Raw genomic sequence first — 14,961 nt, 5'->3', positions numbered from 1 at the left:
CTTTAATTTTGACTATTTATCGGCTTTGTCATCGCCTTTCACTCCCAAAAGCAGGATTTCGTTCACTACCACTTCGGTAACGTATCGTTTTTCTCCCTCTTTGGTTTCATAAGAGCGTGAGGTCAATTTTCCTTCCAGGGCAACTTCTTTTCCCTTGTCCACATATTTTTCAATGATTTCGGCAGTTTTTCCCCAAGCGACAACATTGTGCCATTGGGTATCCTGTTCTTTCTCTCCCTTTAAGTTTTTGTAAAACTCATTGGTGGCGATTGAGAATTTAGCGACTTTCTTACCGCTCTCAAGGTTCGTGATTTCTGGTTCGTTTCCAACGTTGCCAATCAACTGTACTTTGTTTTTTAATGTACTCATGATAAAAATATTTAAAGGTTAATATTGACCTATCTGAACCATTCAGATAAGTTTTGAGATAGATTTACTTATTATATCCAAAGCGTTTTCCTTTTTTTGTTTTTTTAACTTTGGTTCTGCTTGCTTTTTATTGATTTTGTAAGATTTCATAAGATTCGTTTTAGATTTACTTCCCATAGAGCCGTCGCTGTTACCTTTTTTTGTTGCTTGGTCTGGTACAATATTCAGGTTTGGTAAGGCATATAAAAAGCATAGCGGCTTTATGCTGCCGTCCAAAAATGAATGTTGTTGTTTTGCTGTCAAAAAAAGGTAAGGGCAGTGATGGCTAGAGAAGTGGAACTAAATATCTTGCGAAGGATAAAATCAAAGCAAGCAGAACCAATTGCTAAATAAAGTTCTTTTTCGGGCGGACTTAACCCTGAAATTTGGGATTGGAATGGAGTGTCCCGCGTGTTTCAGCGGGAAGTGCGGAATGGAGATTTCAAATTTTGGGGTTGTGTCCAAGATTTTTTAATGAAGCGCATTTCCCGTAATGGAGAGCAACGCAGTGGAGTGGGAATGGGCTGCAATGCCTTGTTTAACTGAATTGTCAATCTAATTTTAGGATTTAGGCGGACTTGAATTTAAAGTTGGAGATTGGAATGGAGTTTGGCCGCTTCCCGATGTTTTTCGAGAATGGGAGGTCAAGTGGAATGGAAATCGGAAGCTTTGAAGTCGTGTCCAAGACTTTTTAATGAAGCGCATTTCTCGAAATGGAGAGCAACGCAATGGAGTGGGAATGGGCTGCAAGAATGTTGTTATTTTAAATGTATTTTTATTAGCGTGAGCTATCTTATGGGTTAGTGGAAAGAGCAAACATCATATGAAAAATAAAGTTTTTATACCGACGTTAGAAATAATCCAATTCGTATTCCACAGAATGATAGCTTTATTCTTTTTCTTCGTCCTTAAAACATTCTGGTTCCATATTAAAATGTAGAATCATAATTATCTTTGAAGCTGTGTTTAAAAACAGTTCCGCCTTTGCTTTTGATGCCTGAAAACCTGTGTGTACAATTTTATTTCTCGTTTTATGCATTTCTTTTGCCTTTTCCAGAAGTTTGGGATGTACCCTCAAATAATCACCTTTAATAGACCCGAAGAGCATTTCGTATTTTAGTGCCATTGGTATCTCCATCAGTATTCTATTAGCATCAGTCAATTTTTTGTGAAATAGTTGTTTTGAAAACCATTCAGATAATATTGGAATAATCATCGATTCAATAGCCGTACAACAGTTCAATATTGATTCATTGAACCGACCGTCATAAAGTGCATAATATGAATCAAAAATTAAATTAATATAAAGCAAATGATTATTGTTGCTTACTAAATCCTCAAAAACATCGAAAGCACCAGGCTCGTTAAGCATATCAAAGTATTCTTGAAAATATTTTGGATGCGTCTGTTTAAGCAAAAAATTATCATCATAAATAAGAGTTTCATCATTCTTAATTTGAATACGAATTTCTTGAACACTTCTTGGGGAGACCATTACGATATCGGTTGAATAATGGTCAAATGTTCTTGCATGATAGATGTAATGATTAACAAGGTTTATGGTGTTGTCTTTTATTCGTTCTAAAATAATTTCATTAATAGGTAATACTAAATTTGGAATTTCGAAAGTAACAGCAACATTTGTATCATTATTAATTCGTTGTGTAGATAATTTAAATTCAGTCCCATTGAATGTAATTCTGTTCGGTACTTGAATGTCTTCCGAATCTAAATATTGTGTCCAAAAAGGAAGTGATAATTCTGCTCTTACTACCATCTTGAAGTTATTTTTATTTCCATTTCATTTTTTGCAATCTAACAGCATTCAATATCGCCAATAAAGCTACCCCAACATCTGCAAAAACGGCCTCCCACATCGTTGCCAAACCGCCTGCTCCCAGAACCAAAACCACAGCTTTTACTCCAAACGCCAAACCAATATTCTGCCAAACAATTTTTCGGGTAGAGCGTCCAATTTTTATGGCTCTTGCAATTTTGCTGGGTTGGTCTGTTTGGATGATTACATCTGCTGTTTCAATGGCAACATCACTGCCTAAACCTCCCATTGCGATACCAACATCGCTTGCGGCCAATACGGGCGCATCGTTGATGCCATCGCCAATAAAGGCCACTTTGTTATCGGTTTCTGCCATCAATTTTTCAACTTCATTCAACTTATGCTCTGGCAATAAACCGCCTTTTGCCCAATCTACGCCCATTTCCTTGGCTACTTGTTGGGTAATGGAATCCTTATCGCCTGAAAGCATAATGACTTTTGAAATTCCGGATTCGCGGATTTGTGCTATGGCTTCGTGGGCATCATCCTTCAACTCGTCTGCAATAATTACATAACCAGCAAATTTATCGTCAATGGAAACCATTACAATTGACTCTACAATGTTATCGGTTTCAGGTGGGACTTCGATATTATTCGAAGTCATCAATGATTTGTTTCCAACCAAAACAGTTTTGCCGTTTATTGTTCCCTTTAGGCCTTTACCTGCAATTTCACTTACCTCGGAAGCTTGAAAATCTTCGCCATCGGCTTTATATTCCATAATGGCCTTGGCAATGGGATGGGTGGATTGCTCTTCCATCGCCATCAGGTATTTCATAAATTCAGGTTCTTCCCAATCAATGGCTTTTATGTCCTTGATTTTGAACACACCTTTGGTCACTGTTCCCGTTTTGTCCATAACAACCGTTGTTATTTTGGTCATTTCATCCAAATAGGAAGCGCCTTTAAACAGAATGCCATTTTTTGAAGCTGCTCCCAATCCGCCGAAATAGCCCAATGGAATCGAGATAACCAACGCACAAGGACAGGAAATGACCAAAAAAATCAATGCTCTATATAACCAATCATTAAAGACATAATCGTCCACAAAAAAATAAGGTAAAAACGTCAATCCAATTGCCAAGAAAACCACAATAGGTGTATAGATTCTTGCAAATTTTCTAATGAATAATTCTGTTTTCGATTTGCGAGCTGTTGCATTCTGTACCATATCAAGGATTCGGGCAATGGAACTGTCCTTAAATTCTTTTGTAGTTTCGATATCAATTACGCCATCCAGATTAATACTTCCAGCAAAGACTTTTTCGCCTTTTGCAATCGTATCAGGTTTGCTTTCGCCTGTTAGAGCTGCTGTGTTGAACGAACCTTTATCAGACAATAAAATACCATCCAAAGGGATTTTTTCGCCTACACGGACTTGCACCTTTTCGCCAATTTCAACGGTTTCGGGATTTACAGACACATAATCATTGTTCCGATAAACCAAGGCTTCATTGGGACGCACATCGAGCAATGCTTTTATATTTCTTTTTGCCTTGTTGACCGCAGCGTTCTGAAACAGCTCGCCCACGGCATAAAACAACATTACGGCCACACCTTCGGGATATTCGCCAATGGCGAATGCGCCAATGGTGGCAATGGACATCAACAGAAATTCCGTAAAGAAATCGCCTTTTACAATGCTGTTCCAGCCTTCCCTGATTACAGGAAATCCAACGGGAAGATATGCCACGACATACCAAACGATGCGAATCCAGCCCGAAAAGTAGGGGAAGGTTTCGAAATAATCGAACGCAATGCCTGCGATGAGCATTACAAAACTGAAAATTGCTGGCAAATAAGTTCTAAACTTGCCAAGATTTTCGGGATTGCTGTGATTGTGGCCATCCGAATCGGAATGTTCGCCTTGATGTTCTTTTGGGTCTAAATCCCGAAGGTTTCTTTTTTGTTTTATCATTGGTCCAATTTTATTGTGCTATCCATTTTTTAGCTGCTTCTTTTTCTTTTAAATCGAAGTATTTCACTTCAGAGCTCGTAAAGAAATCGGTAGCTTTTGCGACCCATTCCTGCCATTTCTTTTCGCCCACAAAAGCCATTTTTCCATAATCCGAAATGTGTGCGCTATCTACTTTAATATCTTCCCAAAAGCCTTTTAAGGTATAACCTTCAAAATCGTGCATTTCAAAATAGAAATCGACTTTTTGATTGTTTTCAGGATTTGGTGAATACGGGAATGAATGGACTCCACATCGGTTTTAGAGATTTTGCCTTCCAAAATGGCGGCAATCACATTATCTTTTTCTGAATTCAATAACTGTATCATAATTTCAAATTTTAATCAATGTAGTGATATAATCAATGCAATGGAAGTGCAAATAAATTGCTATCCACCAAGGTCATAAAACCATTCCTCTGCTCTTATAATAGCTTCTTTCAACGCTTCTTTTGCTGAAAGGTCTTTCTCTTGTACAAGTTCCTTGGCAATTTCCAAAGCTTTTTCGCGTACTGTTGGATTTAGGGCATCCAATTCCGTTTTGAAATCATCAAACATCCAGTCCATAATACTCGATTAATGTTTAAACAATTCGTTTTCATCTTCCACATCTATGCCTTCTTTGGGTCTTTTATCCAAAAAGTAATCCAACACGATACCCACTACAATAGCACCTACAAATGCGGCATATACTTGCCAATCATATTGTATAATTAAAGATAGGCTAATAAATATTGCCAAAATTGGCAGTATTGGCACTTTCCCAATAGCCAAAGGAACTTTAAAAGGTCTTTCTTTATCAGGTGCTTTGAAACGCAATACAATGAGGGCAATGTTTACGGCTACAAATACGAGCAGCGCACCCAACGATGACATTCCCGCTACGATTTTAATATCGCCCAACAACATAAATCCCGCAACTGCCGCCATAACCACAATGGTGGTGACCCACGGCACTTTTTGTGCATTGGTCTTGGTCATAAACTTTGGAAGTTCGCCCACACTTGCCATTCCGAACAGCAACCTGCTAATGGAAATAATACCGCTAAAGGCGGCATTTGCCGTGGCAAAAAGTGCTGCGACCGCCAAGGCAATAGGCAACCAACTGTTGAGATTGGATGCTGCAAGCGATAGTGGCGAATCTACTTTTGCCAGTTCTGATGGGTCAGCAATATTAAGAACTGTAAAAGCTATGAGCAAATAAATTACGGTGGTAAAGACCATTGTCAATAGAAAGGCACGAGGTATGGTCTTGCCAGGGTTTTTCACTTCCGAACCCAATGATGCCATATGCTCAAATCCGGTATAGACAAAAAACAAGGTTGCAGTAGCCGCCAACGTACCCGAAAAGGATTCCACTTCGAAAAATTCTGCTTTTGGCGGACCAGTTTCAGCCAGACCGACTGCAATGAGAATGAACAATCCCAACAACTGTATGCTAACCATTATAATATTGGCAGTAGATGATTTCTTGATGCCCGTAATGCTTATCAATGAAAGGACTATCAACACGCCATAACTTATCAAAAAGGAAGGGACACTAAAAAAAGTGTTGAAATATCCCGAAAAGGCCAGCAAAACAGCGGCTATTGTGGCTGAACTGTGAAAGGCAACAGTCCAGCCAGTGAGAAAGGACGGTATGTCTATCTTTGGAAATGCTTTGCGTACAAAAATGAATTCGGCTCCTGCATTGGGATAGGTAGAGGACATTTCTGCATACGACATTGCCGAAACACTTGCAGCAATCGCAGCGAAGATAAAACTCAACCAAAGGTCTGTACCCGCTTGTCCTGCGGCCGCACCAATAACGGTATAAATTCCCGCGCCTACTATAGTACCAACACCATAAAAGGTAAGGCGAAGTGTTCCGAGTGATTTTTTTAATTCTGCCATACTAATTTTTTTTTATTGATTTGATTGGTTACTGCATTTCTCACAAATCCCCTTGACCACAAGGTTTACATCTTCGGCCAAATAGCCGTCAGGTAAATTAATATGTGGGATTTTATGTTGCGTGAGGCAAACTGTTTCATCGCAATTGTTGCAATGGAAATGTAGGTGCAAATCCTGTTCAATCTCGCAGTTGCAACCAGGCTCGCAGAGTGCATATTTAGTGGTTCCAGTGCCATCTTCTATTTGGTGCACGATACCTTTTTCCTCAAAAGTTTTGATGGTTCGGTAAAGGGTGGTGCGTTCCGCTTTGGCAAAAGCGTTTTCAACATCGGTCAATGCTACCGCTGTATCCTGCTGTGCCATATATTTGTAGATAAGGATGCGCATTGCGGTTGGCCGAACGTTTTTGTGCTCTAAAAATGTTTCAATTTCATTCATAAACATCTCAATTTATCCCTGTTTTTTCTTCAACGACTCTCCCGTTTTAATCTGAAAAGCGTCATCAATATCCATCATATAGATAATTCCATCGCCCTGCTCATTGGTCTTTCCATTGGCAATGATAAGGTCTATGGCATCTTGGGCCTCTTCGTTTTGGCAGACCAGTTCCAACTTTACCACAGGACTGTCGGTTACGTGAAAATCAAGCGAGGGTCTTGCACCCTTTGCCTTAAACGCTCCCGTGCCTTCTGCCTGTGAAAGTGTCATACTCTTAAACCCGTTTTCGGCCAAAGCTTCGATTACTCTTTGGATTCGGTTCGGTTTTATAAATGCTTTTATCTCTTTCATCTGATATCGTTTTGTTTTAAAATTTACAAATTTTTAATGACCGTGTTCCAGTTCGCCCTTGACCATTTCCGAAGAAAGCGTATAGGCTCCTTTTGTTACTACCTTGATTCCTTTCGGGACATTTGCAGGAAGGTTTATTTCCACAAAATCCAAATCTGTAATGCCTGTGCTTACGGGTATCATTTTAAATTTCATTTTATTCGCTTCCTTTTCGCCATCTTCATCCAAAATAAAAATAAAGGATTGTTCGCCTTCTTTGATAATTGCATCCTCGGGTACGGCATAGACCATTTTTTCATCTTGGGCAATTCTACCTTCCACATACATTCCCGGAAGAAGTTCTTTGTCTTCATTATGTACGTCTGCGTGAACGTGCAAGGCTTTGGGGTCTGTTTCAAAGGTTTTACCTATGGCGTGAATTTTTGCCTTTAAAAGCTCATTTGGTTTTGAAGCCACCGTAAAATATATTTCCTGCCCTTCTTTTACTTTATGGATGTCCTTTTCATAGACTTTAAAGTCGGCGTGGATTTCTGTATTGTCACTTACCGTGAACATTTTGGTCTGTGGCGCAACGTAATCGCCAAGGCTGACCATTACTTCATCCACAAAGCCACTGATGGGCGAGGTAATGGGTACTGCCGAATAGATTTGCCCTTCCAAAACTTTACTGGTATTGATGCCCAGAAGTTTTAGTTTGGAACGCAATCCATTGACACTTGATGTGGTAGAACGAAATTTGGACTGTGCCAGTTGAAATTCCTTCCCTGATGAAACGCCCTTTTCGTGTAGTATTTTTTTTCGTTCAAAATCCTGTTCCAAAAAGACCAGTTCATCGTTCTTTTCCTGAAATTCCTGTTGCATTGTAATGATATCTGGATGTTCCAAATATGCCAATACCTGACCTTTGCTCACTTTGTCGCCTTCTATGACAGTGATGGAACGGACATTTCCACCCACAAAGGGACTTATGTTGGCCCTGTCCTGTGGAAATAATTCCAATTGGCCAGTAACTTTTATGGTGTTTCCCAAATTTTTTTGTTCCAATGGTTTCATTTCAAGACCAATGGTTTCTGCCTGTGCCCGGGTAATGGCTACCACGCCTTCTTCATTTTCGTGTCCAGCTTCCTCGCCTTCAGAATGCTCGGACGTTTGCGTTTCGTTGTGGTCCAATTTGCTTTCAGCTTTGTTGTTGCAAGCCATTAATAAGGCTATGGCCATTATTGAACTGATTATTTTGATATATTTCATTTCCTGTTTCATTTTAAGATTATAGATTGCCCAATTGGTACTGCACCTCAATGGCCTGTTGGTTGTATTGATTGATATATTCCAAATGTGTTTGCTTTATCCTGATGGCACTGTTAAGGATGGTGATATAGTTCACATAATCTATTTCACCTTCCTTGGATGCCAGTTCTGCGGTTGTTATTTGTTCTTCCGCCAAAAGCAATGCGCCTTCTTCATAATACTGCAATATTTTCTGCGTTTTTTCAAGGGATTTGAACAATTGCGACACCCTACTTTCGGTGGTTGCCTTTTGCTCCAAATATTGATTTTCTGCCATCATTGCATCTGCCTTGGCTGCCTTTACCCGTGATTTTTGCGGAAAAAACCACAACGGAATACTGATTCCTGCCTGATAGGTATTGAATCCCGAAACATCATCCACAACCTGCCGTCCATAAGAAAAGCTGAATTTTGGCAGCAATTCCGATTTTTCAACGCCCACATTGGCTTTACTTACTTCGGCGTTCTGCAACGCATATTGCAATATTGGGTTGTTTGCCACCGAAGTTGAATCCAAAGTTGCCATAAAATCCAATGGCTCATAAAAACCGTCCACCGTTTCGATGGGTTCATCTGTTCCCAAATATTGTTTTAAGGCACGTTTGGCAATTTCAATATCGTCATAGGCTTGTTGCCTTAACACTTGAATCTGTTGAAATTCGGAAGAGGCTGAAATAAATTCCAGCTTACCAGTTTCTCCCGTGTCATAACGAAGTTGGGCAGCGGTCTTGAAATTGGCATAAATACTGTCCAATTGGTCTGCAAAACGCAACTGTGCCTTGTAATAATTAATTTGGTCATAGGCTTGCATCACATTGCGTACCAACTGTTGCTCACTCGCTACGTAAAACTTCTCTCCCAAAACAATACGCTCTTTATAAAACTTGGATTTTGAAAATCCCGAAAGCAAGTCAATGTTGCCCTGTTGCACACCAATGGTTGTCTGTACCCCGGGAAGATTATTTCCATATTCTTCCTTTCCCGTGAAAACTTGGGTGCTACCAAGGTCAAAACTGGTGCCTTTCATAGCCTTTTCCCTTTCAATAAACGCTTCACTTTCCTTAAGCGATGGATAATTCTGTTTTGCCAAAGCGATGGCCTCATCTACGGTCAAGGTTTTAGGAATTGTGCCATCTTGATTGGTGTCTTGGGCCACCGCAGTTCCGGAAGCCATCAAACCACCCACCATCAACAACACGGTTATAATGTTCGTGGATTTGTTGATATAGCTTACATCGCCATTAGTATTGTTTCGTACCTTTCTCGATTCCAACCAATAGTACAATACCGGAAGGACTACAAGTGTTAAAAATGTTGCTGTGAGCAATCCGCCAATAACCACCGTTGCCAATGGTCGCTGTACTTCAGCACCACCAGAGGTAGAAATTGCCATTGGGATAAAGCCCATAATGGCCGCCGTTGCGGTTAGCAAAATTGGTCGCAACCTTTCGTGTGTTGCTTCGTATATTCGTTTTTTTAAGTCTGTCATTCCACTTTCTTTTAGTTCATTGAATTTGTTTATCAGTACCAACCCGTTCAATACCGCTACTCCAAAGAGCACAATAAATCCGACTCCCGCTGAAATACTGAAAGGCATTCCCCTTATCCAAAGGGCAAACACGCCACCAATGGCCGCCAAAGGAACTGCCATATAAATCATTAGTGATTGGGAAAACGAGCTCAACGCAAAGTAGAGCAATATGAATATTAGGAAAAGAGCGATAGGTACTACAATCATCAATCGGTCTGATGCACGTTGCAGGTTCTCAAACGAACCTCCGTAGGTTACAAAATAACCCGGTGGCAGTTTCACTTCCGTTTCCAGTTTTTGCTGAATCTCCTCGACCATCGATTTTACATCGCGCCCACGGACATTGACCCCTACCGAAATACGACGCGAGGTATTGTCCCTTGAAATCTGCATTGGACCGGGCTTATAGCTGATGTCCGCTACTTCCTTTAAGGGCACTTGCGCTCCGTTTGGTAAATCGATATATAAATTTTTAAGGCTATTGATGTCCTGTCTGAAGTCCTTCGCCAAACGAATGACCACATCAAAGCGTTTTTCGCCTTCAAAAATCACCCCTGCCGCTTCTCCTGAAAAGGCGGCACTTACATAATCATTCAGCTTATCAACGGTTACACCGTACTGTGCCATTTTTGCGCGATTGTATTCTACCGTCATCTGTGGCAAACCACTCGTGGCTTCCACATTGAGGTCGGCCGCTCCGGGAACGCTTCTGATAACCGCTGCGATTTCCTGAACCTTGTCTGCCAATACGCCCAAATCTTCTCCGTACAATTTAATGGCCACGTCCTCCCGAACACCCGTAAGCAGTTCGTTAAAACGAAGTTCCACAGGTTGCGTAAACACGAAATTCACACCGGGAACAACTGAAATTTTTTCCTGTATTTTTTCTATAAGTTCTTCTTTGCTATCTGCGGAAGTCCATTTGCTCTTATCCTTTTCAAGAATAATATAGCTATCGGCAATGTCCATTGGCATTGGGTCTGTCGGTATTTCGGCCACACCAATCCTTGAAACCACTGTTTTTACTTCAGGAAATTCATTGATTAAATTTTGAAGTTTTTTTGAGGCTTCAATAGATTCCGTAAGACTGCTCCCCGGTTTTATCAAAGCCTGAAACGCAATATCGCCCTCATCAAATTTAGGTATGAATTCGCCACCCATATTGCTGAAAATAAATCCTGCAATCAATAGCAGCCCAACCGCACCAATAATGACACCAGCCCTAAAGCGAAGTGCGAAATTGAGCAAGGGCACATACGCCCTGTTCAACCCTGACATTATTTTATCACTGAACCTGTCAATCCTGTTTTCAAATTTGGCGAACCAACTGTTCTGATTTCTGGCAGGTTTTAGGAACATTGACGAAATCATTGGTACATACGTAAGGCACAGGATAATCGCTCCCAAAACCGCAAATCCGAAAGTAAATGCCATTGGACGGAACATTTTTCCTTCTACACCAGTTAAAAAGAGAATCGGTGTAAATACGATAAGGATAATAAGCTGACCGAAAAAAGCCGAATTCATCATCGTGCTTGCCGATTCATAGGCTATTTCATCCATTTCTGGCTGGCCAATGGCGGTTGTGGTTTTCTTCATCCGTTGATGGATGTGAAATACCATTCCCTCCACAATAATAACTGCGCCATCCACGATGATACCAAAATCGATTGCCCCCAAGGACATTAAATTTGCCCACACCCCAAATTGTTTCATCAAGATAAATGCAAACAGTAATGATAAAGGGATTACCGAAGCTGTAATTAATCCACCACGGAAACTTCCCAAAAGCAAGACCAAAACGAAAATCACAATCAATGAACCTTCAATAAGGTTTTTTTCAACGGTGCTTGTGGTCCTTCCGATAAGTTCACTTCTACTTAAAAACGTATCTATGTAAACGCCTTCCGGCAGGGATTTTTGTATTTCTGCAATGCGCTTCTCCACATTTTCGACCACGTTACCAGGGCTTTCGCCTTTCAGCATCAGTATTTGTCCCCCAACAGTTTCGTGTCCGTCTTGAGTAAACGCACCATAGCGCACTTGATTCCCATAGCCCACTTTTTCAGCGACATCGCGCACTAAAACAGGGCTTCCATTTTGTGTGGTTACAACGGTGTTTTCCAAATCCTCAAGACTACGTGCCAAACCTTCGCCACGAATGAAATTTGCTTGGTGGTTTTTCTCGATGTAAGCACCTCCCGTATTAGCGTTGTTCACTTTCAGGGCTTCAAAAACCTGATTCATTGTAATGCCAAAACTTTTTAATTTATCAGGATTTATGGCAACTTCATATTGTTTCACATAGCCTCCAAAAGCATTGACCTCGACCACTCCGGGGACTAATGCCATTTGGCGTTTTACAATCCAATCCTGTATGGTACGAAGCTCCATGGCGTCGTATTTATCTTCGTAGCCTTCTTTTAGTTTTAAAGTATATTGGTAGATTTCTCCCAGACCTGTAGTAATGGGTGCCATAAATGGCGTGCCGAAGCCTTCGGGGATTTCTCCAGCAACTTCTGTCAATTTCTCTTGCACCAATTGCCGGGGAAGATAAGTACCCGCCTCGTCCTTAAAGACAATGGTAACCACAGAAAGACCAAAACGAGATACAGAACGCAGTTCGATAACATCAGGAAGGTTTGCCATAGCCAATTCTACCGGGTAGGTAACAAATTGCTCAATATCTTCAGTCCCTAAATTTGGGGCAACGGTAATAACTTGCACTTGATTATTGGTAATATCGGGTACAGAACCCAGATTTATAGTGGCCATAGACCAAATGCCTGTACCTACCAATGCCACTATAAAGAGCCCAATAATAAACTTGTTATTAATGGAAAATGAAATGATTTTGTTAATCATAGAAAAAGTTTAATGAATTATAAATAGTAGTAAGTTGACCACGATTGATATGGACAACAATAATTTATAAGATACCTGCCGTTGCAGATATTTTCATTAAACTCGTGGGGGTTGAAAAAGGGATTCCAGATATCTGGAATTTAGATGAAATGTGTAGAAATTGAATTGATTTTGCGCCTCAAAGGAAACATCAGTAATTAATGTTGGCTGAAATGGTGTGAAGAATACAAAATGCTGGCAACATTGATGGCTTGTATGCAAAGGCACATCTTCGTGGTCTGAATCCTGATGATGGTCGTCAGATGTTCCATCGTCGTTGATGTAATCCTCATAAACATATTTTATGAAGGAATAGTCATCAACTTCTTTATGTTCTTGATAATGGGCAACGAAGTGTGATATTTCTTCTATTTGCTTGCACACCTCCATATTGGCCGCTATTCCCTGAAAAAGGAATAGGAATGACATTGTTATGGAAACGATGATTTTCATATAGCTTGACAAATATACAAAATATTGAATGCAACTGGTGTGCAAAAACTATATGTGTCTAATTCTATTCAATTTCATCTGTTACGCTACCACAATCCAACATATCAGCACCAAAATAAGGATTACGTATTTCCTTATCCTTACTCAACCAATAGGCACCCACGTTATTGTTTGCCATTGGACAATAATCTACATATACTTTTTGGTTGATGCCAAAGGTTTTTACGGCATTGATTAAATGTGCAGATAAATGAATGAAATGTTCCCGTTGTTTTTTGATATCCGAAGTGTTGGCTATGGCACTTGTGGATGCCTTCAATTCTTTTTCCAGAGTCATCCAGTGTTTATGTGCATCATCCTTCAATAATTTCATATCCACTTTTTCAATACTTTTTTGCAACCCGTTTGCTGATTTTTTTGCTGTTTCGGCATCATCATTTACAAGTGCTTTATCAACTGAAACATAGTTTTCAAAAACAGTGTTGAGCTGTTCCTTGAATTTGGAAGAAACGTCAAGACGCTTGGTCATTTGGGAATGGTCTGTTGTTGAATTGCCATTGGCATTTTCCATACCCAAATGTCCTTCGTGACCCGTCATTGTTTTGCCTCCTTTGGTGTTCATCATAGATTTTTTGCCCTGTAATTGTGCGGCGGCATCTACTGTAAATGTGCCGTTCGTTACTACTTCATCCCCATTTTTAAGCCCTTCGGAAATGGTATAAACATCGCCATTTTTAGTACCTAAAGTAACTTCCCGCATTTCAAAAACGGGCTCGTTTGGATTTGTTTTTACGTACACCAATGAGCGCTCGCCTGTCCACATAACCGCAGATGCTGGAATTGTGATTTGGGATTCCATTTTATCACTACCTTTTGTCATTGTCACTTTTGCAGTTACAAACATTCCTGGCTTTAAAATATCTTCTTTATTGTTCAATGTGGCCCGAACCGAAACTGTTCTGGATTTCGTATTTAAAACTGGGTCAATAAACGAAACAGTTGCCTCAAATTCCTTGTTGGGATAAGCGTTGGTAGTAACAGTTATTTTCTGTCCTTCCTTTAATTGTGAAATTTGACGTTCGTAGGCATCAAACATCGCCCAAACGGTTCCCAAATCGCTTACTTTTACAATGGGCTGGCCTTGCTTGACATAATCTCCTTCCTCTGCCATTTTTTGGGAAACCGTACCCGAAACCGTGGCATAGATTGGAAAATTTTCCCGCACTTTGCCAGAGCTTTCAATTTGATTGATTTGGTTTTCAGAAAGTTTCCATAGTTTCAATTTGTTGCGGACGGCTTTATACAATGCAGGTTGTGATTCCTTCATACTTGCTGCTGTCAACAATTCCTGCTGTGCGGCAACAATTGTTGGTGCATAAATAGTTGCCAATAATTGACCTCTTCGCACTTCCTCGCCTGTAAAATTGACGTTCAGTTTTTCAATACGGCCTTCAAAATAACTTGCTTGTACGGCATTGGCCTCTTCGTTCGCCATTATCTTTCCTGAAAGTTGCATTGTATTTTCATCTGTTCCTGAAACATTACCAACAATGGTGGTTTGGATATTCGCCAATGCCATTGCGTTTTCGGTCATTTTTATTTCGTTCATTGCGAGACCATCTGCACCGGTTTCGGCAGGAATCAAGTCCATCCCGCAGATGGGACAGTCGCCGGGTTCGGGCTGCATAATCTGTGGGTGCATTGAGCAGGTCCACATTTGGTTTTGTTCGTTGGTACTGTCCGACATATCGGAAACATCCTTGGTGTTTGAGTTTCCTTCAGCAGACTTGCCGAAAAAGACATACCCCAATATTAAACCAGCGGCCAAAATGGCGATGTAAATGATGTATTTTTTCATAATAGTTATAATTAAGTAGGTCTCGACTACGCTCGACCAGACAATTT

General features: G+C 40.4%; 13 protein-coding genes. All 13 read right to left on the bottom strand.

From position 1 onward, the window contains the following. Window positions 1-12: 12 nt before the first annotated feature. Window positions 13-369 (bottom strand): single-stranded DNA-binding protein, encoded by a 357-nt coding sequence (locus M0G43_RS12070; RefSeq protein WP_248026797.1) that lies wholly within the window; start codon window positions 367-369, stop codon window positions 13-15. Window positions 370-1,297: 928 nt separating this feature from the next. Then, a complete protein-coding gene (locus M0G43_RS12065; RefSeq protein WP_248026795.1) occupies window positions 1,298-2,185 on the bottom strand; it encodes a hypothetical protein in 888 nt (295 codons plus the stop codon). Window positions 2,186-2,198: 13 nt separating this feature from the next. Continuing rightward, window positions 2,199-4,163, bottom strand: a complete 1,965-nt coding sequence (locus M0G43_RS12060) for a heavy metal translocating P-type ATPase (RefSeq protein ID WP_248026793.1) — start codon at window positions 4,161-4,163, stop codon at window positions 2,199-2,201. A 10-nt stretch (window positions 4,164-4,173) separates the two neighbouring features. Then, window positions 4,174-4,386: an STAS/SEC14 domain-containing protein gene (locus tag M0G43_RS12055; RefSeq protein ID WP_248026792.1), complete on the bottom strand. Its 213-nt coding sequence runs from the start codon at window positions 4,384-4,386 to the stop codon at window positions 4,174-4,176. Then, on the bottom strand, window positions 4,359-4,529 hold the full coding sequence (locus tag M0G43_RS12050; RefSeq protein ID WP_248026791.1) for a hypothetical protein: 171 nt from the start codon (window positions 4,527-4,529) through the stop codon (window positions 4,359-4,361). Before M0G43_RS12050 ends, M0G43_RS12055 begins: the two co-directional genes overlap by 28 nt. Window positions 4,530-4,589: 60 nt before the next feature. Further along, the gene (locus tag M0G43_RS12045; RefSeq protein WP_248026790.1) at window positions 4,590-4,766 is read right to left on the bottom strand and encodes a hypothetical protein; all 177 of its coding nucleotides are present in this window, start codon (window positions 4,764-4,766) and stop codon (window positions 4,590-4,592) included. A 9-nt stretch (window positions 4,767-4,775) separates the two neighbouring features. After that, window positions 4,776-6,092 carry an APC family permease gene (locus M0G43_RS12040; RefSeq protein WP_248026789.1) on the bottom strand — a complete coding sequence of 439 codons (1,317 nt, stop codon included), beginning with the start codon at window positions 6,090-6,092 and terminating at the stop codon, window positions 4,776-4,778. Window positions 6,093-6,104: 12 nt separating this feature from the next. Next, complete coding sequence (locus M0G43_RS12035; protein WP_214112967.1) at window positions 6,105-6,530, bottom strand: Fur family transcriptional regulator; 426 nt, start codon at window positions 6,528-6,530, stop codon at window positions 6,105-6,107. Window positions 6,531-6,542: 12 nt separating this feature from the next. Further along, window positions 6,543-6,881, bottom strand: coding sequence for a P-II family nitrogen regulator (locus tag M0G43_RS12030; protein ID WP_248026788.1), 339 nt, complete (start codon window positions 6,879-6,881; stop codon window positions 6,543-6,545). 33 nt (window positions 6,882-6,914) lie between these two features. Then, the gene (locus M0G43_RS12025) at window positions 6,915-8,129 is read right to left on the bottom strand and encodes an efflux RND transporter periplasmic adaptor subunit (RefSeq protein ID WP_248026787.1); all 1,215 of its coding nucleotides are present in this window, start codon (window positions 8,127-8,129) and stop codon (window positions 6,915-6,917) included. Between the two features lie 19 nt (window positions 8,130-8,148). After that, window positions 8,149-12,564 carry a CusA/CzcA family heavy metal efflux RND transporter gene (locus M0G43_RS12020; RefSeq protein ID WP_248026786.1) on the bottom strand — a complete coding sequence of 1,472 codons (4,416 nt, stop codon included), beginning with the start codon at window positions 12,562-12,564 and terminating at the stop codon, window positions 8,149-8,151. Window positions 12,565-12,660: 96 nt separating this feature from the next. Then, entirely contained in the window at window positions 12,661-13,056 is a 396-nt protein-coding gene (locus M0G43_RS12015) for a hypothetical protein (protein WP_248026784.1), read from the bottom strand. A gap of 64 nt (window positions 13,057-13,120) precedes the next feature. Beyond that, window positions 13,121-14,914 (bottom strand): efflux RND transporter periplasmic adaptor subunit, encoded by a 1,794-nt coding sequence (locus M0G43_RS12010; protein WP_248026782.1) that lies wholly within the window; start codon window positions 14,912-14,914, stop codon window positions 13,121-13,123. Window positions 14,915-14,961 lie beyond the last annotated feature (47 nt).

The sequence above is a fragment of the Subsaxibacter sp. CAU 1640 genome (assembly GCF_023156585.1).
In the GTDB taxonomy this organism is placed as follows: Bacteria; Bacteroidota; Bacteroidia; order Flavobacteriales; family Flavobacteriaceae; genus JBPOFM01.
Note: the sequence above shows the minus strand (reverse complement) of the source record. Positions and strands in the feature narration are given on the sequence as shown.

Bases quoted from the DNA above. Each gene is read 5' to 3' on its own strand.
- M0G43_RS12065 (WP_248026795.1), bottom strand. From the start codon at position 2,185: ATGGTAGTAAGAGCAGAATTATCACTTCCTTTTTGGACACAATATTTA.
- M0G43_RS12015 (WP_248026784.1), bottom strand. From the start codon at position 13,056: ATGAAAATCATCGTTTCCATAACAATGTCATTCCTATTCCTTTTTCAG.
- M0G43_RS12070 (WP_248026797.1), bottom strand. From the start codon at position 369: ATGAGTACATTAAAAAACAAAGTACAGTTGATTGGCAACGTTGGAAAC.
- M0G43_RS12020 (WP_248026786.1), bottom strand. From the start codon at position 12,564: ATGATTAACAAAATCATTTCATTTTCCATTAATAACAAGTTTATTATT.
- M0G43_RS12055 (WP_248026792.1), bottom strand. From the start codon at position 4,386: ATGCACGATTTTGAAGGTTATACCTTAAAAGGCTTTTGGGAAGATATT.
- M0G43_RS12050 (WP_248026791.1), bottom strand. From the start codon at position 4,529: ATGATACAGTTATTGAATTCAGAAAAAGATAATGTGATTGCCGCCATT.
- M0G43_RS12045 (WP_248026790.1), bottom strand. From the start codon at position 4,766: ATGGACTGGATGTTTGATGATTTCAAAACGGAATTGGATGCCCTAAAT.
- M0G43_RS12030 (WP_248026788.1), bottom strand. From the start codon at position 6,881: ATGAAAGAGATAAAAGCATTTATAAAACCGAACCGAATCCAAAGAGTA.
- M0G43_RS12025 (WP_248026787.1), bottom strand. From the start codon at position 8,129: ATGAAATATATCAAAATAATCAGTTCAATAATGGCCATAGCCTTATTA.
- M0G43_RS12060 (WP_248026793.1), bottom strand. From the start codon at position 4,163: ATGATAAAACAAAAAAGAAACCTTCGGGATTTAGACCCAAAAGAACAT.
- M0G43_RS12010 (WP_248026782.1), bottom strand. From the start codon at position 14,914: ATGAAAAAATACATCATTTACATCGCCATTTTGGCCGCTGGTTTAATA.
- M0G43_RS12040 (WP_248026789.1), bottom strand. From the start codon at position 6,092: ATGGCAGAATTAAAAAAATCACTCGGAACACTTCGCCTTACCTTTTAT.
- M0G43_RS12035 (WP_214112967.1), bottom strand. From the start codon at position 6,530: ATGAATGAAATTGAAACATTTTTAGAGCACAAAAACGTTCGGCCAACC.